The following is a 21,100-nucleotide window of genomic DNA, read 5'->3' as shown; positions in this document are numbered from 1 at the left end:
AAATTACTTCTGCTTCGGTTCGTAGGGCAGGCGCGACAGGCTAAGCGAAGCCTGGCGATAGTTCATTAAGCGCTGACGAAACCAGTCACGCAGCGCTTCAGGCTGCTCGCGCTCCACCATTTCGGCAATCACCGGCATATTGTAGCGCTCTTTGAATGCAACGCCCGCGGCGGCCAGATCGACATTGACTTTGTCTTTCTCTTCCTGCGAGAGCAGGGCAAGGTTTTGGCTCATGCTTTTCTCCTGATAAACAGGGGCAAAAGTAATGGTTTCGGACCCTGGGATCAAGCGGATTGGATCGCACCGCAAGTCTCGACACCTGCGGATCGGCGGCGTATCCTGCTGCCACGTTTGCGGTGGTTTGCCGCATATAATAGGGAAGAAGTCATGAAGAAAACTGCGTTCAACGCTGTCGTCGCGCTACTTCTGGCGTCATCAACGCTGGCCTTCAGCCAGGTTGCTATGGCACACGCTCACCTGAAAACCCCGGTCCCAGCCGACAAAGCGGTGGTGGAAACTTCCCCGCAGAATTTAACGTTGACCTTTACCGAGGATGTTGAAGCGGCATTCAGTGGCGTGGATGTGCTCGATGCACAACATCAACCCATTACGGTCGGGAAAGCCAGACTCAACGATAAACAACACGATCACCTGATTGTACCGATCAGCCAGCCGCTGCCGTCGGGCAACTATCAGGTAAACTGGCATGTGCTGTCCGTTGACGGACATAAAACCAAAGGCAGCTACACCTTCAGCGTGAAGTGATTGATGAGTTTGAGCACGCTGTGGATTGGACTGCGAGCGCTGCATTTTATGTCGGTGCTGCTGCTCGCCGGTAGCGCCTTTTATACCGCGCTACTGGCGCCGCGCCGCTATCGTCCGCTGCTATCACAGCGTTTAGGTTTACTTCTCCGTACCAGCGCGCTGCTGAGTTTGTTTAGCGCCCTGTTGATGCTGGCAACGCAAACCGGCTTGATGAGCGGCGACTGGCGTAATGTCTGTGACAGCGCAATCTGGCAGGCGGTGCTCAGCACGCGCTTCGGCCGGGTTTGGCGTTGGGAAATCGCGTTCGCACTGCTGAGCACGTTAGCGCTACTGCTGCGTGGCACACTGCGGCAAAATCTGCTGCTGTGCAGCGGCCTGTTACAGTTGGTGGCGTTAGCCGGTGTTGGGCATGCCGCGATGCGTGATGGCTGGCCCGGATTGCTGCAACAAGGCAATCACGCGCTGCATTTGATTGCGGCTGCATTCTGGGCGGGCGGGTTAATGCCGCTGTTATTACTGATGCGTGAAGCGCGGCAGATCGCTTTTCGCACCGATGCGATTCGCTGCATGATGCGCTTCTCGCGTTACGGTCACCTGGCGGTGGCGCTCGCGCTGCTGACGGGCACCATTAATAGCGTGCTGATTGCCGGTTCGCCGTCGCATTGGCAAGCCACGCTGTGGAGCGAACTGCTGGTGGTGAAAGTGCTGCTGGTCATGCTGATGATCGCTATTGCGCTGACCAATCGCTATCTGCTGGTGCCGCGCTTTCGCCTGGCGGCCAGTAACGCAGCGCATCTGTTTATTCGCCTGACGCAGCTTGAGCTGCTGCTGGCCATTATTGTAATTGGGTTGGTAAGCGTGTTTGCCACGCTGTCACCGGCCTGAATGTAACATTCAAGAAGATGAAATGAGGTCGATATTTTGCTGAAGAAACTGATTCCAGCTTGCGTATTGATGGCGCTGTGCAGCCAGGCGATGGCGGCACAGATTATTACCGTCAGCCGTTTTGAGATTGGAAAAGACAAATGGCCCTTCACACGCGAAGAGGTGATGTTGACCTGCGAGAAAGACGGCGCGCTGTTCGCGATTAACCCGGGCACTTTGTTGCAGTATCCGCTCAACGATAAAGCCTTTGCGCGCAAAACGGCCGGGCAGGGCACGCTGCAATCGATCGACACCATTGTCGCCGTTGATAAAGCCCATCCAGGCCAGAAAATGAGTCTGCAACCGATCATCGACCGCGCGCAGCAACTGTGCGGTAAGTAATCCCTATATTCTCAGGCGTAGCGCACAATTCTGCCGCTACGCTTGCTTCCTCGTTCTGTCACCACGATCACAGAGTTGTCACCTTTCGCGACCAAACCGCATGATTGGCTGGAAAACCAGCAATCCTGGTCTACCTTTAAATGGCAAGGCGTCCTCGCCTGCAAAAATGCCAACTTTTAGCGCACGGCTCCCAAAGAGCCATTTCCCTGGACCGAATATAGGAATCGTATTCGGTCTTTTTTTGTCTCTTTTTTACCTTCCGAATTTAAAACCCTTTATTCCTCAATGCGAAAATAAAATTTCTTTTCGCTTGCTACTCCGCAAGATAAATGCGTTAATGCGTCGTCGGTCTGAATAGCAGACAGTTAGAAGGTTAGTTCCCATTTTATTTCTCATCCCGGTTAGTGCCGCTTCAAGCCCTTTCTCTTTGAGTCTTATCCTAAGTTCTGATTCGTATCTGCAACTCGGCCCTTACGCCAATAGGCTCATTTAAAAGGTAAAAATTATGTCTAATAAAATTCTTGGAACGGTAAAATGGTTCAACTCAGAAAAAGGCTTCGGCTTTATTTCTCCTGAAAATGGCAGCAAGGACGTTTTCGTCCACTTCTCAGCCATTCAGGGCACTGATTATCGCTCACTTGATGAAGGTCAGCGTGTTGAGTTTTCAGTTGAAGATGGTCCAAAAGGTCCGTCTGCAACAAATGTATTAGGTCTGTAATTATTCGCATTTATAATCGTTTAAGATGTCCGCATTGCCAGAGTTCACAATATCGTACCTCCGCGTTCGATATTACGAAAATGAACCCACATGGCGCTAAATGTATTTTCTGCAAATCATCAATGATTGTGTTGAAAACTGCTTGATAGCGGATGTTCTGCCCTGATAATTATCAGGGCTTATCAGGCAATTGCCTGATATCAGAATCATTAGCACTGCTCAGGCAGTGCTTTTTTATTTTAAATATTCCCGCATATCTTCACTTATTCCCACGTTGAAAATCTTACCCACATGCTACTTTTTCTCTTATTCCGAAATAAATTACCGTCATAGAGAGAATCTTGCGAGATGCACAAGCCCGTTATCCTGATCGCCTTGCTGCTGAGTGGTTGCGCACTGAAACAGTATCCGCAGTCCGCCAAAGTGAGCGATGCCGAAGCGCAAACCTATGACTGTGCAGCACTGAATCAGGAGATCGCTAAAAGCCAAAGCGTTCAGCAGCAGATTGATAAAACCGGCGAGTTTGATGCGCTAACGGTATTGGGATTCGTCGGGGATTTTGGTATCGGTAACGGCATTGCAAAGGCCAGCGCTAACAATAAAGCTGCGGCGCGTTTGCAACAGCTGGAAAATCTCAAAACAGTGCGTTGTGCGCATAACGCGACTTGATCGTTAACGGGTGGCAAATAACCTGCAAAAAAGATGCGGTCATATAGCAGCAGTCAGCCTGTGCGAAAAATGGTATAACGTTGGCGCATCTGATTAATGGCCGGATAAGGATCCTTCATGGCAAATACACAATATCTACTTTGGGTAATGATTGGCACACTCACGCTGCTTTGTATCTTTATTGGTGTGGTGGTTGGCCGCGCCAAAACGCCGCGCATTGGAACGCTGACATTCGCCGGTTTATTAGCCTTCTTCTTGATGGCGATCTTTTTAATCACACGCTAGTACGCAATGCGCGCTCAATGCCGTTAATAGCGCTGCAGAGATTTGTAAAAGGCTGCAGTGCGCAGCCTCAATTCAACGTCATAGCGGTTTACGCGCTGCCAGCAAGAACATCATCGGGCGATCGCGTTCTTCCGCCAGCGCGGGATTGAGTGCAACCATCTCTTCGCTCGGGCCCCATTCATCAAGATGCACGATCTCAAATCCTGCGCCAATTAACGCATTGATCCAGGTTGCCAGCTTGCGATGTTGCTTCTTCACGCCATCGGCAAACCAGTTGCTGATGCGTTCCCCTTCCTGCTGGTAATGATTAACTGGCCAACTGCGCTGCTGCTGTTCATCCACAATCCACTGCTGTTGAGTAGGTGCAGTGTAAATCGGATGCTCACAGGAAAACACCAGCGCGCCGCCCGGCGTTAGCGCCTCAAACACGGTTGCGAAGAGTGCGTCAATATTGCTGAGGTAGTGCAGCGCCAGCGAGCTGTAGGCGAGATCATAGGATTCGTTCAGTTGCAGCGATTCTAAATCGGCGCGCTGATAGTGAATCCCGGTTCCCTGCGTCATGGTCGCGGCTTGCGCTAACATCTTCTCGGAAACGTCCAGTCCCAGCACCTCGCGCGCGCCTTGCTGCTGCGCGTAGCGGCAAAACCAGCCGTAGCCGCAGCCGAGATCGAGAATACGTTTATCATGCAGGTCGGGTAGTAGCGCACGCAGTGCAGGCCATTCTGGCGCGCCGTCTAATCCCTTAACGGAACGTGGCAAGGTGGCGTAACCGGCAAAAAAAGTGGGGTTGTCGTAAATATTCTGGCTCATACAGGCTCCTTTATATGATGCGCAAAGGAGTTTAGGCGTTTAGCGCGGAATGTAAAGTCGCGTAATTATCCCACAAATAACAGATGTACCAGACGAGCGAGTGATTCCAGCAGCAGCAAGCTACCGATGAAAATAACGATTAATACACCAATGAATTGCTTCCGTCCGCTCATGCTGTTCCCTCCGCTGGCTAACCTTGCCGGACTATACTTTAAGCCGGGCTCACTAAACTTCCAGTCAACCGGGAAAGATTACATGCTTTACCAAAAGGTGAACGCGCAAATGTGGCGAAATATTTGGGTGGTTGGCGATCTTCACGGTTGCCGCGCCCAACTCGATGCGCAACTGCTCAAGCGGGATTTCGATAAGCAGCAGGATCTACTGCTGTCGGTGGGCGATTTAATCGATCGTGGCCCGGACAGCCCCGGCTGTTTAGCGCTGATGCAGGAGCCCTGGTTTCGCTGCGTGCGCGGCAATCATGAGCAGATGGCGCTCGCTGCGCTGGATGGGCGCGACCAAACCTTGTGGATGATGAACGGCGGCGAGTGGTTCTGGCAACTCAAAGGCGCAGCGTTGATTGCCGCGCGCCATGCGTTGAAGCGCTGTGCTGAGTTACCGTTGATCCTGCATCTGGATTTCGGCGATCGCGTGGTGGTGATTGCCCACGCCGATTATCCCGCCAGTCATTATGCGTTAGGGAAAGAGGTTGACTGGCAGCAAGTGGTGTGGAGTCGCGATCGACTGGGACGCCATCAACGCGGCAGTTCAGCCCGCATCGATGGCGCCAGTGATTTCTACTTCGGCCACACGCCGTTAGAACAACCGCTCAATGTGGCGAATCAGCATTATATCGATACCGGCGCGGTCTTCGGCAATCGCCTCACCCTGGTGCAGTTGCAGTAACGCTTAGCGGAACAGACGTCCGTCGCGCACCAGTTCACGCGGATAACTGTTTTTAATCCGATTACCCACTTTCTTCGCCAATCCCAGCGGCTGCTGCTGGTAAGTGACGATCACCTCATCCCGGCTGGGCAACGTGTCCGGATGAATATCCTGACCGCGATACCAGGTTTCCGCTTCTGCATCGGTGAGTTCGAAATCCAGCGCGCTGCCCGGCTGCGTCAACGCCACGACCGCTTCATGCTGCCAGCGATAGCCTTTCGGGAAGGTTTCGGCCAACTTGAGGCCGATGCGCGAGAAGCGCACTTTACCCAGCCAACCCTCCAGCGCCGCCGGGAACAGCCACAGCTCTTTATCGCGCTGCCACAGCGTGTGGTTGTTATCCCACTGCAAGCCGACTTTGGCCGCGGCCTGTTGCACTTCGGCGCTCAGCTTGCGGCTGGCCGGAGAGAAGGGCAGTTTGCCGACTTTGTAGGTTGGCGTTGGCAGCGCGGGAATGCTGGCGGTTTTACGCAGACGCGCAACGAAGAAACCTTCACTATCGAAAATCTGCGGGAATACGTGCAGGAAACCTTCGGCGGTTAACGCCTGATCGGCTCCGTCGAATAAACCGTTCAGCGGCACGATTTCAACCGCGTCGGGATAACGCTGCTGCAACCAATGAATCACCTGCTGATTCTCGATTTGATTCAGTGTGCAGGTAGAGTAAATCAGCGTGCCGCTTGGCTGTAAGGCATGGAAAGCGCTGTCGAGCAGATCGCGTTGGGTTTCCGCAATCGCTTCGGTGCTGGCCAGCGTCCAGTTACGCAACGCATCAGCATCTTTGCGCACCACGCCTTCGCCAGAGCAGGGCGCATCGAGCAGAATGGCATCGAAACGCTCCGGCAGCGCGGCGCCAAATACACGGCCATCAAAATGGGTCAGCGCAACATTGCTGACGCCACAGCGGCTGATGTTAGCGTGCAGCACTTTAACGCGGCTGGCCGAGTATTCGTTCGCCAGAATGGCGCCTTCATTGCGCATCAGCGCGGCCATCTGGGTGGTTTTAGAACCCGGCGCGGCAGCCACATCCATCACCTGACGCGCATCAGGTGCGGCGTCAAACAGCGCGGTAACCGGCAGCATCGAGCTGGCTTCCTGAATGTAGAACAGTCCGCTCAGATGCTCCGCCACGCTACCCAGCGGCAGCGATTCGTCGTCACGCTCGATCCAAAACCCTTCGGCGCACCACGGAATGGGCGATAAGCGCCAGCCATAGTCGGCGGTGCGGGCGAGGAAATCATCCACGCTAATTTTTAAGGTGTTGACGCGTAAGCTGCGACGCAGCGGTTGCTGGCTAATGGCGAGAAAGCGCTGCAGTTCGGCGTCGTCAGCAAGGCTGGCGCGCATCAGCGCGAGGAAATCTTCGGGAAAGCGATCGGACACGGGCATCTACCGGGAAACGAAATGAGCGCGAAGTGTAACACGCGAAAAAGAATCGGGCAGCCAGGCTGCCCGATTTGCTTAAGGTTAATGAGGGTCCGGAATCGCCGAGCCCCAGTCGCGCCACGCTTTCGGCGCTTCATCCTGTAGCAGGAAGTGTTTGTTGGCGCCGGCCTGCGGCGCTAATGGCACCGTCGGCGGCGTGGCAAACTGTACGCCGCCGCGAATGAACTGCTGGAAGGTGCCGGTTTTCAACACGCCGCCTATCAGACCGAAATCGAAGTTATAGCCGGAAGCCAGCCAGAACACCGAATTGTTGCGCACCAGATGCTGGTACTTTTTGCTGATACGCAGCGCGATCTGCACGCGATCCGCCATATTGCCCAGCGACGTTCCGGTGACGGTGCCCACTTCAACGCCCCGGAACAGCACTGGCGTGCCCACCGACAGCGATCCCGCGTCAGCGGCATCGACATATATCGTCAAGCCGTTCAGGTAGCGTGAATCGGTGATGGTGCTTTCCTGCAGTTCAAAGGTGCGCGCCGGCGAACCTTTGCCCGGATCGACGTTGAGATAAGGCTGCAGCAGCGTTTCGATATGGTTAACGCCCGCCGCAGAAATCTCCGGCGACACCACTGAGAAGCGGCTGCCGATGCGCGCAAAGTCCTGCACGTATTCCGGATAAAGCACCGCTTTGGCGACAACCTGATTGTTATCAGAACTCAGCGCCAGTGATTCAACCTGGCCAATATTGATGCCGAGATAGCGAATCGGCATGCCCGCCGCCAGTTTGCTGGCATCGAAGGTGTGCAGCGTAATCTGGCTGCCAACTGCACGCGCCGCGGTTTCTGACGAGTAGAGCACGCGTTTCACGCCTTTCGCCGCCTGCGCGCCGGTGAGATTATCGAAACTGATCGCGCCTTTGAGCGCGCGGTTGAGCGGGGACGCTTGCACGGTCAAACCGCTGCCGTTGAGTTGCACTTTGGCGCCGCCTTCGGCCCAGAACACACTCTCGCTGGTCAGCAACTTGCGATACTGCGGCCGGATATGAATCGAGATTTCAAACGCATCCGCGCGCGGCACTACATCCACCACTTCACCGACCTGGAATTTGCGGTACAGCAGTACTGAACCGGCCTGTACATCCGGCAAGCTTTTGGCGGTAAGTTTCAGCGTGGTTGGCGGCTGTTCACCCACGATGCCTTCTTCGGCACGTTCCGCATCCGCATATAAAGGATAACGACTGGAAGGATTGCCTTTCGCGCCAGGAATCAGGCGAATGCCGCCATCTACCCACTCGCGCGCGCTGGCGCCCAGCACTTTCATCCCGTCAAGTCCAAACTTCACATCGAGGCGGCTATTCACCACAAACTTGCTGTCAGCGTGTACCAGATTACGGTGCTCCGGGTTGATGGCCGCCACAAAGCTGATGCCATTTTCATCCAGCGTGCGTGAAATCACCTGACCGATTTTCATGCCATACAACATCACCGGCTGGCCGGCATCGATACCGTAGGTTTCCGGCGCGCTGAGTTTTACCGTCAGCACGTCAGGTTTCTGCAGCAATGTTTCGCTGGCTGGCAACACGGTAAAGTGATCCTGCGGTTCGCCTTCGCCTGGCACCAGTTCAAAAGTATTACCGGTTAACAGGCTGCTGAGATTGGTGTCGGTCAGGCTGATCTTCGGCGTGCGCATTTCAATGCGCGTCCCGCTGCGCATCAAACCGGTTACTGAAGGATCAACCGTCAGCTCGCCGGTGACTTTGCCGCCATCCAGCAGGTTGAGTTTGGTCAAGGTGCCGACTTCCAGTCCCTGATACATCAGCGGTGTGCTATCGGCTTTCAGGTTATCGCCGCTCGGCAGGTTCAGTTTCACTTGCACGCCGCGCTGACTGCGCGCCAAATCCGGATAGAGCTGGTAGTTGGCATCCACCTGAGCTTGCTCGCCGTCATTGGGTGAATCGAAGGCAATCGCGCCATTCACTAACGCGGCGAGGCTTTCCAGCTTCACTTTGGCACCGCTCAGGCTGACATCCGCATCAACGCCGGAAACATTCCAGAAGCGGCTCTGCTTTTTCACCAGATTGATAAAGCGGCGCTCAATCAGCACATCAATGGTAACGCCGTCGGTGCTGTTGTTGAGGCTGTAATCGTAAACGCGACCCACCGGAATTTTACGGTAATAAACCAGCGAACCGGTGTTGAGCGAGCCGAGGTCGGGCGCGCGCAGGTGGATAAGCAGTTCGCCGGTATTAACGCGATACTTAGGTTGGGTATCGAGTGCGGTGAAGTGATCGCTCTCTTTACCTTTACCCGGCATCATGCCGATGTAGTTACCGCCGACCAGCGCATCAAGCCCGGAGACGCCCGCCAATGAGGCTTTCGGCGTCACCAGCCAGAACTGAGTGTCTTCACGCAGTGCATCGCGCATGTCGCTTTTGATGCTGGCTTTAATCTGGATGCTGCGATAGTCATCACTCAGCACAATGCCTTGCACCGTACCCACTTCCACGCCCTGATAACGAATCGGCGTACGGCCTGGCACAATCCCGTCGGCAGTCTGGAAGTTAATGGTGATCGTCGTACCGCGTTCCTGATAGTTGGTCCATAGCAGCCAGCCAGCAATTAGCAGGGCGATGATGGGCAATAACCAGAATGGCGAAATCTTGCGCTTGTTGCGCAGATTGGCGCTAGTCGGTGTAGTCGGCGTTTCCTGTTGCATGTGCATCCCAGATCAGGCGGCTATCAAGCCACTCTACAGCCATAATGGTCAGGACAACGGCGGCACCAAAATAGAAGGCGGCCGGTCCCATGGTGAAAGCCAGCAGCTGATCACGATTGACCAGCGACATGGTTACAGCAATGACGAACAGATCCAGCATCGACCAGCGGCCCACCCAGGTGACGGCGCGCAGCAGGCGAATGCGGGTTTTCAAGCCCTGTTCGCATTTAAAGTGAATGCTGAGTAACAGAGTCAACATCACTAACACTTTGGTAAAGGGCACCAGAATGCTGGCGATAAACACCACCGCGGCCACCGGTATATTGCCCGATGCCAATCCCAGAATGCCGGAGAAGATGGTGTCTTCACGGCGTGCGCCATTAACATAGACCACCGAAATCGGCAGCAAATTGGCGGGGATCAGCAGCACAATCGAGGCGATGAGCGCCGCCCAGGATTTCTGCAAACTGTGGCGTCGGCGGTAGTCAAGCGGCGTGTGGCAACGCGTGCAGCGCCCACGCTCATCGGCTACACCGGTTTGATGGCAATTCAGGCACACTTGCCACTCTTCAGGCGGGGAGGTGGGCATCGCTTGCGGATAATAGTGTTCCCACAGTTGCTCGACGTTCAGGTGGATCAGCGTCAGCAGGCTCAGCACCGTCAGCGCAATATAGGCCACTAAACCGTAGCCCACTTCCAGTGAGGCGTAATCCTGCACTTTGATCGATGCCACCGCCACGCCGACCAGATAGATATCCAGCATCACCCACTCTTTGAGCTTGTCCATCATCAGCAGGACCGGGCGCAGGTTCATTCCGAGCGCGTTGCCCACCCACAAATAGAGAATGCCGATGACCAGCGTAACCGGCGCGCCAATGGTGCAAAACGCCACCATTGAAGCGGTGAGGATGTTGCCTTGCTGCGTCATTTGGATCACGCCCTCCAGCAGGCTGGCGTTAATGCGCATGCCCAGCAGGCGAATATCAACCAACGGCAAGCTAAAGGCGAACGGCATCAGCACGATCATGACCACCGCCATGGCGGTGAGTCGCGTCATCGACCAGTCACGACCGCTCTGAATTTGTGCATGGCAGCGCGGGCAATAGGCTGTCTGATGCGATTTCACATCCGGTAAGGAAAAAAGGGTATCGCATTGCGGACAACGCTGATAACGTGCGTGGGGCAACGTCTGGCTGATAGCGTGAATTTTCATAGGTGACGCAAGTGCCCATCGTTCGTTACGGTTACCGGCATGCTGAGTAGCGCAAAGTTGCCTGCAATATTCGGTGGTACCAGAATACGCTCATCCACCGACTGCTAAGGGTATAGTAACTAACAGAATGATTCACCTTCTGCGCCTGGATTATTAGTGCTTATTTTAACAACTGAGTGACAACAAGGTCACCCCAGTGACGAGTTATGGTTGAACAATGAACAAAAAAGCTTTTTACGAGGATTTGAATCGCGATGTCCGCGCCCTGTTGGCGGGTGAAACCTCGTTCCTGGCCGCGCTCGGCAATTGCAGTGCACTGCTTTTTGAACGCCTGGAAGGCGTGAACTGGGCTGGATTCTATTTACTGACAGAACCGAACACGCTGGTGCTGGGCCCGTTCCAGGGCAAAATCGCCTGCGTACGTATTCCGGTTGGCAAAGGCGTGTGTGGAACCGCGGTAGCCGAGGACAAAGTGCAATTGGTGGAAGACGTGCACGCGTTCCCTGGCCATATCGCGTGTGACGCCGCCAGTAATGCTGAAATCGTGATTCCTCTGAAAGTAAATGGCACCCTCGTGGGTGTTTTAGACATTGATAGTACGGTTTATTCTCGCTTCGATAGCGAGGACGAAGCGGGGCTGATGGCCCTTACCGACGGGCTTTGTGAAGTGCTGGCGGGCAGCGACATCGTAAAATTTATTCAGCTGACGCACAGCTAATCGACTGGATCACATAGCATTTGGCGATGTTGTCATTATAATGTCGCCTGTTCATGCCTGCTCTGGTCGGCAAATCCGTTGTAATCAGGAAATTTCATGGAAAATCAACCTAAGTTGAATAGCAGTAAAGAAGTCATCGCCTTTTTGGCGGAACGTTTTCCGCAATGCTTTAGCGCCGAAGGCGAGGCGCGTCCGCTCAAAATCGGCATTTTTCAAGATCTGGTCGAGCGTGTTCAAGGCGAACTGAGCCTGAGCAAGACGCAACTGCGTTCTGCCTTACGTCTTTATACCTCTAGCTGGCGTTATCTTTATGGCATCAAAGCGGGTGCCATTCGTGTCGATCTTGATGGCAACGCCTGTGGCGTGCTGGATGAGCAACACGTAGAACATGCGCGCAAGCAACTGGAAGAAGCGAAAGCCCGCGTTCAGGCGCAGCGCGATCAGCAGAAAGCGAAGAAGCGTGAAGCCGGTGAAGAGACCGCTGAACGTCGTCCGCGCAAGTCTGCTCCGCGTAAAGCTGCCGAAGGTGATGCCGCGCGTAAGCCACGTCCTCAGGCGCCGCGTGCGGCCGCGACTGAGCGTGCAGCCGCACCGCAGCCACCGCGGGCCAAACCTGTCACTGATACCTCAACGTTGCAGCCCGGCCAGAACATCAAAGTGACTGCAGGCAAAGGTGCAATGGACGCTACCATTCTTGAAATTACTAAAGATGGCGTTCGGGTTCAGCTCGCTTCCGGCATGGCTATGATTGTGCGCGCAGAACATTTGCAGTTCTGAAACGGAGGCTGACCCTGGCATGAACAACCTTTTAAAGATCGGTATGATCGCGGGCCTGCTTTTAGCAGGCCCCACCTTTGGTGCAGATAATATTACCCGCGCCGACCAGATTCCCCAGCTACACGAAGAGCCACAGCATCCCACCGTTAGCGAACGCGTTACCTCGCGTTTCACCCGCTCTCACTATCGTCAGTTCGATTTGAATCAGGACTTCTCCGCGAAAATTTTTGATCGCTACCTGAATCTGCTCGACTACAGCCATAACGTATTGCTGGCATCGGATATCGCGCAGTTCGCCGATAAGAAAACTACCGTGGGTGATGAGTTCCGCAGCGGTAAGCTGGATGTGTTTTACGATCTCTACAATCTGGCGCAGAAACGCCGCTTTGAGCGCTATCAATATGCGCTGAGCGTGCTGAATCGCCCAATGAATTTCACCGGCAATGACACCATTGACATTGACCGGGCAAAATCGCCATGGCCAAAGAGCGTCGATGAGCTCAACGCGCTGTGGGATGCCAAAGTTAAATATGACGAACTGAGCCTGAAACTGGCCGGTAAAGATGAGAAAGAGATTCGCGAAACGCTGACCAAGCGTTACAACTTTGCCATCCGTCGTCTGGCGCAAAGCAACAGTGAAGATGTGTTCCAGCTGGCGATGACCGCGTTCGCGCATGAAATCGACCCGCACACTAACTATCTTTCGCCGCGCAACACCGAGCAATTCAACACTGAAATGAGCCTGTCGCTAGAAGGTATCGGCGCAGTGCTGCAGATGGATGACGATTACACGGTGATCAACTCGATGGTCGCAGGCGGTCCGGCGGCGAAGAGTAAAGCGATCAGCGTGGGCGACCGCATTGTCGGTGTCGCTCAGCCGGGCAAACCGATGGAAGATGTGATTGGCTGGCGTCTGGATGATGTGGTTTCAAAAATCAAAGGACCGAAAGGCAGCAAAGTACGCCTGGAAATCCTGCCTGCTGGCAAGGGCACCAAAACCCGCACCGTGACGCTGACGCGTGAAAAAATCCGTCTGGAAGATCGCGCGGTAAAAGGCACCGTGCATAACGTCGGCAAACAGAAAGTTGGCGTGCTCGACATTCCTGGCTTCTACGTTGGCCTGACTGACGATGTGAAGGTGCAGCTGCAGAAACTGCAGAAGCAAAACGTCGACAGCGTGGTGATCGATCTGCGTACCAACGGCGGTGGCGCGTTGACCGAAGCCGTTTCACTTTCGGGCCTGTTTATTCCAAGCGGTCCGGTGGTGCAGGTGCGTGATAACAATGGCCGCGTGCGTGAAGACAGCGATAACGACGGCATCGTCTATTACAAAGGTCCGCTGGTGGTGCTGGTCGATCGCTTCAGTGCTTCGGCTTCTGAGATCTTCGCTGCGGCGATGCAGGATTACGGCCGTGCGCTGATTGTCGGTGAGCCGACCTTCGGTAAAGGCACCGTGCAACAGTATCGTTCGCTGAACCGTATCTACGATCAGATGCTGCGTCCGGAATGGCCGGCGCTGGGTTCTGTACAGTACACCATTCAGAAGTTCTACCGCATTAACGGTGGCAGCACGCAGCGTAAAGGCGTAACGCCAGATCTGCTGATGCCAACCGGCGTTGAAGCGGCAGAAACCGGCGAGAAGTTCGAGGACAACGCGCTGCCTTGGGACAGTGTGAATGCGGCAAGCTACACCAAAACCGGCGATATCGCGCCGCTGGTACCGCAGCTGACCAAAGAGCATGCCGATCGCATCGCTAAAGATCGCGAGTTCCAGTACATCATGAAAGATATTGCGCGTTTCGATGCGATGAAAGACAAGCGTAATATCGTGTCGCTCAATCTTGCCCAGCGTGAGAAAGAGAACCGCGAAGATGATGCACTGCGTCTGGAGCGCATTAACGCGCGCTATCAGGCGGAAGGCAAAGCGCCGCTGAAGAGCATCGAAGATCTGCCGAAAGACTATAAAGAGCCGGATCCGTATCTGGATGAAACGGTGAAAATCGCTAACGATATGGCGCAGCTGGAGAAATCTCAGCCTGCTGCCACAAGCGCGAAGTAAACGTCTGGTTTGTGAAATAGCACCGCTTCGGCGGTGCTTTTTTTTACGCTAAAATCGTTGTTAAGCCTTACTAACGCAGCGAACTTCGCACTTCACTGCCTAATGTAAAGTTATGTCTTTTTAGGCACTTAAAGATTAAGGTTGCTTGAAATGCGCGGCGATGACCATAGGATAGATATCCGCGCATATGCGCGTGCACAACTGAGGAAGATTAACGTTTATGATGCGTATTGCTCTTTTCCTGCTCACCAACCTGGCGGTGATGTTGGTATTCGGACTGATTTTGAGTCTGACAGGAATCCAGTCAAGCAGTGTTATGGGTCTGATGATTATGGCAGGTCTGTTTGGCTTCGGCGGTGCGTTTGTTTCACTGCTGATGTCTAAATGGATGGCGTTACGATCCGTTGGCGGTGAAGTCATTGAACAACCGCGTAATGAGACGGAACGCTGGCTGATGGATACCGTCGGCCGCCAGGCACAACAGGCTGGCATTGCGATGCCGCAGGTGGCGATTTATCACGCGCCCGACATTAACGCCTTTGCGACAGGCGCACGCCGTGACGCGTCGCTGGTCGCTGTTTCCACCGGCCTGTTGCAAAACATGAGCCGTGATGAAGCGGAAGCGGTGCTGGCGCACGAAATCGCCCATATCGCCAACGGTGACATGATCACCATGACGCTGATTCAGGGTGTGGTGAACACCTTTGTGATCTTCATCTCGCGCATTTTGGCGCAGATCGCTTCCGGCTTCCTGTCGGGTAACCGCGACGGTGAAGAGAGCAGCAACGGAAATCCGATGGTCTATTTCGCGGTCTCGATGGTGTTAGAACTGCTGTTCGGCTTCCTCGCCAGCATCATCACCATGTGGTTCTCACGTCACCGTGAATTCCACGCTGATGCGGGTTCTGCCAAACTGGTTGGCCGCGAGAAGATGATTGCCGCACTGCAGCGTCTGAAAACCAGCTACGAGCCGCAGGAGCCAAGCAGCATGATGGCGTTTTGCATCAATGGTAAAAATAAATCGTTGAGCGAGCTGTTCATGTCGCATCCGCCGCTCGATAAACGTATCGAAGCGCTGCGTAGCGGTGAATACCTGAAGTAATCGGTAATAGACAGAAAAAAGGGCGCCAGATGGCGCCCTTGCTGTTTCTAAGATTCGGCTGCCTGCCGCGACTGCGTCATGCGCGCCAGGCTCACCAAGGCAGCGACGCTGGCAAAGCTACCCGCTAACAGCAGTGAGGCGTGTGTTCCGCTGTCGTTGAACAGATTAAACATTAGCGCCACTAGCGCCGCGCCGCTGCTTTGTCCCACCAGACGCGCGGTACCCAGCATTCCGCTGGCACCACCGCTGCGGTTACGCGGTGCTGCGGTGATGATGGTGTGATTGTTAGGCGACTGGAACAGGCCGAAACCGGCACCGCACAGCATCATGCGCCAGATGATATCCACGTCAGTTGGCTGCGTCGGTAAAAGCGCCAGCAGGAATAGCCCGGCAGCGAACATCGCTAATCCCAATCCGCCTAATAATCCGGCATGGAACTTCTCGATCAGGCGACCTGCAATGGGTGCCATCACCATGGTTGCCAGCGGCCACGGCGTGAGCAGCAAGCCGGTTGCCACTTCATCCCGGCCCAGCACGTTTTGCAGGAAGAACGGCAACGCCACCATCGCCAGCATCTGCGCGCAGAACGAGCAAATTGAGGTGCCGATCGACAGCGAAAAGATCGGAATGCGCAGCAAATCCACCGGCAGCAATGGCACCGGCATCGCTAACTGGCGACGAACGAAAACAATGCCCACCAACACCAATGCCACCAATTCGGCCACAATCAGCCAGCCGTTTTGTCCCTGCGAGAAACCGCTCAGTGCCGATATGAGCAGGCCAAAGAACAGCGCATTCATCACCGCGCTTGGCACGTCGAATTTCTGTTGTTTGGCTTTCTGGGTGTTATCTGGCAGGAAACGCAACGCCAGCCACAGCGCAACGATGCCGAGTGGAATGTTGATCAGAAACAGCCATTTCCAGCTGGCAACAGACAGGATCGCCGCCGCTACGGTTGGACCGGCCGCGCTGGAGACCGCAACAATCAGCGAATTGATCGCCATACCGCGCCCGAGGAAGCGCTGCGGATAGATGATACGGATCAGCGCCGTGTTAACGCTCATCAATGCGGCACCACCAAGGCCTTGCAGCACACGCGCCACGGTCAGCGTATTCAACGATGAGGAGAGGGCGCAAAACAGTGAGGTAGCGATAAACAGCGCGAGTCCAACCTGATAGACGCGGCGGTAGCCGAGCATATCGCCGAGAAACGACAGCGACAGCAGCGAAATAACGATGGCGATTTGGTAGGCGTTAACAATCCAGATCGATTCGGCTGGGCTGGCATTCAATTCACGCGCAATGGTTGGCAAGGCCACGTTGGCGATAGCTCCATCCAGCACCGCCATCATAATACCGAGTGCAATGGTGATGATCGCGCCATAGCGCTGTGGAAGCGGTAATCCATCCTGGGCAACAGTAGAAGGCATAAGTAAAGTAAGTAAAGAGAGTGAATATCATCATGCTAATCAATTCGCTGCCGAAAAGCACCGCATTCATTGACATAAAATTACGTGTGGATGTGTCACTTAGCGTCAGTCGTTGCCGCCATCAGGCTGAAACGCATATACTGGCGCTTCTGTTCCGTTTTTTTTGAAACACTGTCAAAAAGGATACGCGCCATGGCGAGCAGTGATAATGATAAACAGCCAGACTCGGTTTCATCAGTGATGAAAGTGTTTGGCATTCTGCAGGCGCTGGGCGAAGAGCGCGATCACGGCATCACCGAACTGTCCCAACGCGTGATGATGTCAAAAAGTACCGTTTATCGCTTTTTACAGACCATGAAATCGCTTGGCTATGTGGCGCAGGAAGGAGAAAGTGAGAAATACTCGCTGACGCTCAAGCTGTTCGAACTCGGCGCCAAAGCGTTGCAGAACGTCGATCTGATTCGTAGCGCCGATATTGAGATGCGTGAGCTGTCGCGTCTTACTAAAGAAACCATTCACCTCGGCGCGCTGGAAGAAGACAGCATCGTCTACATCCATAAAATCGATTCACTGTATAACCTGCGTATGTATTCGCGCATCGGCCGCCGCAATCCACTGCACACCACCGCGATTGGTAAAGTGCTGCTGGCATGGCGCGATCGCGCTGAAGTGCAGGAGATCCTGAGCGAAGTGGAATTCCGCCGCAGTACCGCGAAAACCATTGTCACTGCAGAAGCATTGCTGACGGTGTTGGATCAGGTAAAAGTACAGGGATTTGGTGAAGATAATGAAGAGCAGGAAGAGGGCTTACGTTGCATCGCGGTGCCGGTATTTGACCGTTTTGGCGTGGTGATTGCGGGGCTAAGCATCTCGTTCCCCACCATTCGTTTTTCCGAAGAAGCCAAAAATGAGTATGTGGCGATGCTGCATCGTGCGGCGCGCAATCTGTCTGAACAAATGGGCTACCACAACTATCCTTTCTGAAATGAAAAACGGGCTGTTGCCAGCCCGTTTTAACGCTTAATTGTCAACCACTTCGCCACTTTTCTTCAGCAGTGGACAATCCGTTACGCCGACGATACCGCTGTCTGTGTGCAGATACTGTGCCGTAATCATACCGCGTGCGGTCAGATAACTGCATTGCAGCCCCAGTCCCGCCGCATTCTTATTGCTGCTGGTGAGTACGCCATAGCCGGTCAGCAGCATCGCTAACCAAATTAATGCCACCAGCATAATCGTCCGAATAAGTAGTTTCATCTTATCTCCTTGTGATACACAACGCAGCGCATCCAACCTTGCTGCGAATCTACTGTAACAGCATGCCGCGCTTTAGCCATCGAATCGATCAGAGATAACTGAAAGAGAGGGCAGGCGGGATAATCTGCTTTCCGTCGCTACCCATTATCTTTTGCGTCGGCAGCGAGTAGAATCAGCGGCGGAGTAGATGTTTGATTTTTGACTATAGAGGCAGTTATGAACGAATTAGCCGCAAACACCAGCCCGCTGTTTAACTATGGCGTTCTGGCCATCATCATTCTTGTGGCCTTTATTGTCTGGTTCTTTGTCAACCGGGCAAGCGTGCGTGCCAGTGAGCAGATTCGTTTGCTGGAAGCCGTTATCGAAGAGCAAAAGAAACAGAATGCGCTCCTGCGCCGTCTGGTTGACGCACAGCCATCCACAGCAAAACCAACAGCGGATGAAGACGCGGATGAAAAACGCGATTTTATTCGGATGATCCCGGAACGTTAAGCCGTTAAAAGGGGTGAAATAATCGTCGTTATGGCAACCGCTGCGCACTGAAATGGTGCGTGGCGGGATAATGACTTTTAGTAAATTCCCTTCTAAACCAGGTATGAATAGCAACAATCCCTGCCTGAATGAATATCAACTAAGATTTATCCTAAGGAGTTTTTGTTAAATCAAGCTCTTCAATGTTTTTTTTAACATTTAATTGTTGGGTAGATAGTTAAAATTGAGATAAATGCCACCTAATGTTAATGCGTTTATATGGGGCGCATATTATTGGTTTCTCCTGATTTTGGTGCAAAGCAATTAATAACTTATACCTGAGAAAACTATTTGTACAAGATTTGAACGGCGCGCAGTTGTTGTGTGGCGAGCGAAGTTTTCAGTGGAATATTTTATTGATGCCATATTAGTGCAATATTTTTGTCGTACTGTTAACCCCTAAAATTGTACCAATATAGACATTACCGCTGCGCTTGACTAAGCGGCAATCAAGCGCTAACTATACTGACTGATAACCTTTTTTTGCGCACCTTCCGCGCTGGGTGTCAATATGTTGATTGATGAAGTGCCGCGCCAATTAACTAATTATGTGCGTCACGTCGATCACCGTTTAAAAATGGCTTGCCATTAATTTACGGATATGTGATAACAAATCGTAGGTCAAACGAGGTACAGTTCTGTTTATGTATGGCATCTTCAGTAAAGAAGTTACGAGTAAAGACGTTGACGTTGAATACCGCTTCCTTGCCGAACCTTAAATTAGTGCCTCATTCAGTAATGTCTCTGGTTTATCTGTAAGTCTGCCTGCGGGCAATATAATCATTGAAAGGAAATTTGCGAAATGGCAAAGATTAAAGGTCAGGTTAAGTGGTTCAACGAGTCTAAAGGTTTTGGTTTTATTACTCCTGCTGATGGTAGCAAAGATGTGTTCGTACACTTCTCTGCAATCCAGGGCAATGGTTTTAAAACTCTGGCCGAAGGCCAAAGCGTTGAGTTCGAAATCCAGGATGGCCAGAAAGGTCCTGCTGCGGTCAACGTTACCCCAATCTGATTTCGCCCTCAGGCTCGGTGCCATGCACCACTGAAACGAATCCTAAAGCCCCGTTCATTGAACGGGGCTTTTTCTTTTATTCTTTCTGTAGCCAGATGATCAGGGTAAACTGCGCCGCGAATTGCTAACCCGGAGTTGTCTATGTCTTTGATTTGCCCACTTTGTCATCAGCCTTTATTGCAGCAGGCTAATAGCTTCCGCTGTGATGCAGGTCATCAGTTTGATCAGGCGAAAGAAGGGTACGTCAATTTACTGCCGGTGCAGCACAAAGGTTCGCGCGAACCGGGCGATAGCGCCGAGATGCTGCAGGCACGACGCGCCTTCCTCGATGCCGGACACTATCAGCCGTTGCGCGCGGCTGTCGCCGGGATCCTCGCGCAGCATCTGGGTGAGCAAGGTACACAGCTGTTAGACCTTGGATGCGGGGAAGGTTATTACACTGCGGCGATGGCCGATGCGTTACCACAGGCGCAACTCTTTGGTCTGGATGTGGCGAAAGCAGCGATTCGCATGGCCGCTAAACGTTATCGTGCGGTGAAATTTTGCGTGGCGTCCAGCCAGCGTTTACCTTTTGCCGATGCTTCTCTGGATGGCGTGGTGCGCATCTATGCGCCCTGCAATGAAGATGAGCTGAGCCGCGCGATCAAAGCGGGGGGTTACCTGCTAACGGTGACGCCGGGACCGCATCACTTACAGCAATTCAAGGCGCTGATTTATCGCGAAGTGCAGCTGCACGCGGCGGAAGAGAAGGTGTATGCCGGCTTCAGGCAGGTCGATCAACAAAACCTGCATTACAGCATGACGTTGAGCGGAAGTGAGGCGGTGAGCTTATTGCAGATGACGCCATTTGCCTGGCGTGCACGCGAAGAAGTGTGGCAGAACCTGGCAGCATCCAGCGAGTTTAACTGTGATGCCGACTTTATGCTGACGTTATGGCAGCGCGATTAACGCGCTTCCACCAGCGTATTGTAGATCCGTTCCAGGTCATCAAGCTGTTTGACAGCAATCAGCAGGCGGCGCTGCTCCAGCTGCATCACCAGAATGCCATCCTCTGACAGATTCATACTCTGAATGCGACCGTAGTCGATCCACACGCTGCCAAAAAACAGTCCATTTTCCTTCATCAACAGCTTCGGGCTGCGCACCCAGAATAACCAAATCGCCATAAAGCACAGCACCATCAGCAAATTGGTGGTGAGTTGTGTGCCATGTTTATCAATGTTGTTCCACAGCAGAATAAGCAGCAGCACCACAAAAATGGCGCTATCAATTTTATGGCGACGGCGCAGTGCGACGCGCAGTTTTGTCGGGCCATTGCGGCGCGGCAGGATCGCTTCATCATAGATGGCGAACAGAATGAAGCCTGCAATCAGCAGGGCGATCAGGGCGTCAGTCAGTGACATAAGATGTTCTTCCTCAATCGAAATTATCTCAACGTGGGCGCT

The 21,100-nt window shown here is 53.5% G+C and carries 25 protein-coding genes; 17 read left to right on the top strand and 8 right to left on the bottom strand.

What is annotated here, in order from left to right:
* Nucleotides 1–3: 3 nt before the first annotated feature.
* Complete coding sequence (locus tag FCN45_RS10960) at nucleotides 4–234, bottom strand: DNA polymerase III subunit theta (protein ID WP_008110458.1); 231 nt, start codon at nucleotides 232–234, stop codon at nucleotides 4–6.
* A gap of 153 nt (nucleotides 235–387) precedes the next feature.
* Here FCN45_RS10960 and copC point away from each other — a divergent pair, with 153 nt between their 5' ends.
* The 7 genes from copC (at nucleotide 388) to FCN45_RS23620 (ending at nucleotide 3,703) form a co-directional block, all read left to right on the top strand.
* Nucleotides 388–765, top strand: coding sequence for a copper homeostasis periplasmic binding protein CopC (gene copC, locus FCN45_RS10955; RefSeq protein WP_137385932.1), 378 nt, complete (start codon nucleotides 388–390; stop codon nucleotides 763–765).
* A gap of 3 nt (nucleotides 766–768) precedes the next feature.
* Nucleotides 769–1,650: a copper homeostasis membrane protein CopD gene (copD, locus tag FCN45_RS10950; RefSeq protein ID WP_137385931.1), complete on the top strand. Its 882-nt coding sequence runs from the start codon at nucleotides 769–771 to the stop codon at nucleotides 1,648–1,650.
* A gap of 33 nt (nucleotides 1,651–1,683) precedes the next feature.
* Complete coding sequence (locus FCN45_RS10945) at nucleotides 1,684–2,031, top strand: YebY family protein (RefSeq protein ID WP_061718597.1); 348 nt, start codon at nucleotides 1,684–1,686, stop codon at nucleotides 2,029–2,031.
* 505 nt (nucleotides 2,032–2,536) lie between these two features.
* Nucleotides 2,537–2,749, top strand: coding sequence for a cold-shock protein (locus FCN45_RS10940; protein ID WP_007889586.1), 213 nt, complete (start codon nucleotides 2,537–2,539; stop codon nucleotides 2,747–2,749).
* Nucleotides 2,750–2,751: 2 nt separating this feature from the next.
* Complete coding sequence (locus tag FCN45_RS23720; RefSeq protein ID WP_101764610.1) at nucleotides 2,752–2,895, top strand: cold-shock protein; 144 nt, start codon at nucleotides 2,752–2,754, stop codon at nucleotides 2,893–2,895.
* A 202-nt stretch (nucleotides 2,896–3,097) separates the two neighbouring features.
* A complete protein-coding gene (locus FCN45_RS10930; RefSeq protein WP_137385930.1) occupies nucleotides 3,098–3,418 on the top strand; it encodes a hypothetical protein in 321 nt (106 codons plus the stop codon).
* Between the two features lie 117 nt (nucleotides 3,419–3,535).
* Entirely contained in the window at nucleotides 3,536–3,703 is a 168-nt protein-coding gene (locus FCN45_RS23620) for a hypothetical protein (protein ID WP_168197457.1), read from the top strand.
* A gap of 78 nt (nucleotides 3,704–3,781) precedes the next feature.
* On the opposite strand, the gene FCN45_RS10925 is transcribed toward FCN45_RS23620, so the two are convergent.
* The gene (locus FCN45_RS10925; RefSeq protein WP_137385929.1) at nucleotides 3,782–4,513 is read right to left on the bottom strand and encodes a trans-aconitate 2-methyltransferase; all 732 of its coding nucleotides are present in this window, start codon (nucleotides 4,511–4,513) and stop codon (nucleotides 3,782–3,784) included.
* Between the two features lie 255 nt (nucleotides 4,514–4,768).
* Between FCN45_RS10925 and FCN45_RS10920 the strand changes: the two genes are divergently transcribed.
* Nucleotides 4,769–5,416, top strand: coding sequence for a metallophosphoesterase (locus tag FCN45_RS10920; RefSeq protein WP_137385928.1), 648 nt, complete (start codon nucleotides 4,769–4,771; stop codon nucleotides 5,414–5,416).
* A 3-nt stretch (nucleotides 5,417–5,419) separates the two neighbouring features.
* On the opposite strand, the gene rsmF is transcribed toward FCN45_RS10920, so the two are convergent.
* The 3 genes from rsmF to yebS form a co-directional block, all read right to left on the bottom strand.
* The gene (gene rsmF, locus FCN45_RS10915) at nucleotides 5,420–6,844 is read right to left on the bottom strand and encodes a 16S rRNA (cytosine(1407)-C(5))-methyltransferase RsmF (protein ID WP_137385927.1); all 1,425 of its coding nucleotides are present in this window, start codon (nucleotides 6,842–6,844) and stop codon (nucleotides 5,420–5,422) included.
* Nucleotides 6,845–6,922: 78 nt separating this feature from the next.
* A complete protein-coding gene (locus FCN45_RS10910) occupies nucleotides 6,923–9,556 on the bottom strand; it encodes a PqiB family protein (protein WP_137385926.1) in 2,634 nt (877 codons plus the stop codon).
* Nucleotides 9,525–10,769: a membrane integrity lipid transport subunit YebS gene (gene yebS, locus FCN45_RS10905; protein WP_137385925.1), complete on the bottom strand. Its 1,245-nt coding sequence runs from the start codon at nucleotides 10,767–10,769 to the stop codon at nucleotides 9,525–9,527. Before yebS ends, FCN45_RS10910 begins: the two co-directional genes overlap by 32 nt.
* A 217-nt stretch (nucleotides 10,770–10,986) precedes the next feature.
* On the opposite strand from yebS, the gene FCN45_RS10900 reads away from it, so the two are divergent.
* The 4 genes from FCN45_RS10900 to htpX all read left to right on the top strand — a co-directional run bounded on the left by FCN45_RS10900 (nucleotide 10,987) and on the right by htpX (nucleotide 15,425).
* Complete coding sequence (locus tag FCN45_RS10900) at nucleotides 10,987–11,487, top strand: GAF domain-containing protein (RefSeq protein ID WP_101764180.1); 501 nt, start codon at nucleotides 10,987–10,989, stop codon at nucleotides 11,485–11,487.
* Between the two features lie 96 nt (nucleotides 11,488–11,583).
* Entirely contained in the window at nucleotides 11,584–12,264 is a 681-nt protein-coding gene (gene proQ, locus FCN45_RS10895; protein ID WP_137385924.1) for an RNA chaperone ProQ, read from the top strand.
* A gap of 19 nt (nucleotides 12,265–12,283) precedes the next feature.
* Entirely contained in the window at nucleotides 12,284–14,323 is a 2,040-nt protein-coding gene (gene prc / locus FCN45_RS10890; protein ID WP_137385923.1) for a carboxy terminal-processing peptidase, read from the top strand.
* A gap of 220 nt (nucleotides 14,324–14,543) precedes the next feature.
* Nucleotides 14,544–15,425 carry a protease HtpX gene (gene htpX / locus FCN45_RS10885; RefSeq protein ID WP_101764183.1) on the top strand — a complete coding sequence of 294 codons (882 nt, stop codon included), beginning with the start codon at nucleotides 14,544–14,546 and terminating at the stop codon, nucleotides 15,423–15,425.
* Between the two features lie 47 nt (nucleotides 15,426–15,472).
* On the opposite strand, the gene FCN45_RS10880 is transcribed toward htpX, so the two are convergent.
* On the bottom strand, nucleotides 15,473–16,855 hold the full coding sequence (locus FCN45_RS10880) for an MFS transporter (RefSeq protein WP_137385922.1): 1,383 nt from the start codon (nucleotides 16,853–16,855) through the stop codon (nucleotides 15,473–15,475).
* 192 nt (nucleotides 16,856–17,047) lie between these two features.
* Between FCN45_RS10880 and kdgR the strand changes: the two genes are divergently transcribed.
* A complete protein-coding gene (kdgR, locus tag FCN45_RS10875) occupies nucleotides 17,048–17,839 on the top strand; it encodes a DNA-binding transcriptional regulator KdgR (RefSeq protein ID WP_137385921.1) in 792 nt (263 codons plus the stop codon).
* Nucleotides 17,840–17,875: 36 nt separating this feature from the next.
* Here the strand turns inward: kdgR and FCN45_RS10870 are convergent, their stop codons facing one another.
* A complete protein-coding gene (locus tag FCN45_RS10870; protein WP_137385920.1) occupies nucleotides 17,876–18,112 on the bottom strand; it encodes a YobH family protein in 237 nt (78 codons plus the stop codon).
* A gap of 216 nt (nucleotides 18,113–18,328) precedes the next feature.
* Between FCN45_RS10870 and FCN45_RS10865 the strand changes: the two genes are divergently transcribed.
* From FCN45_RS10865 to rlmA, 4 genes are all read left to right on the top strand, one after another.
* Complete coding sequence (locus FCN45_RS10865) at nucleotides 18,329–18,604, top strand: YebO family protein (protein ID WP_137385919.1); 276 nt, start codon at nucleotides 18,329–18,331, stop codon at nucleotides 18,602–18,604.
* Between the two features lie 683 nt (nucleotides 18,605–19,287).
* A complete protein-coding gene (locus tag FCN45_RS10860; RefSeq protein WP_110866451.1) occupies nucleotides 19,288–19,362 on the top strand; it encodes a DUF2627 domain-containing protein in 75 nt (24 codons plus the stop codon).
* 83 nt (nucleotides 19,363–19,445) lie between these two features.
* Nucleotides 19,446–19,655, top strand: coding sequence for a transcription antiterminator/RNA stability regulator CspE (gene cspE, locus FCN45_RS10855; protein WP_008110414.1), 210 nt, complete (start codon nucleotides 19,446–19,448; stop codon nucleotides 19,653–19,655).
* Between the two features lie 141 nt (nucleotides 19,656–19,796).
* Nucleotides 19,797–20,603: a 23S rRNA (guanine(745)-N(1))-methyltransferase gene (gene rlmA, locus FCN45_RS10850; protein WP_137385918.1), complete on the top strand. Its 807-nt coding sequence runs from the start codon at nucleotides 19,797–19,799 to the stop codon at nucleotides 20,601–20,603.
* Here the strand turns inward: rlmA and FCN45_RS10845 are convergent.
* Nucleotides 20,600–21,058 carry a DUF986 family protein gene (locus FCN45_RS10845; protein ID WP_110866290.1) on the bottom strand — a complete coding sequence of 153 codons (459 nt, stop codon included), beginning with the start codon at nucleotides 21,056–21,058 and terminating at the stop codon, nucleotides 20,600–20,602. The two genes, rlmA and FCN45_RS10845, sit on opposite strands and share 4 nt — an antisense overlap.
* Between the last annotated feature and the right edge of the window lie 42 nt (nucleotides 21,059–21,100).

Source organism: Pantoea sp. SO10, from assembly GCF_005281435.1.
In the GTDB taxonomy this organism is placed as follows: Bacteria; Pseudomonadota; Gammaproteobacteria; order Enterobacterales; family Enterobacteriaceae; genus Pantoea; species Pantoea leporis.
The sequence above is the reverse complement of the archived record's forward strand: the minus strand, read 5'-3'. Positions and strand labels throughout refer to the sequence as shown.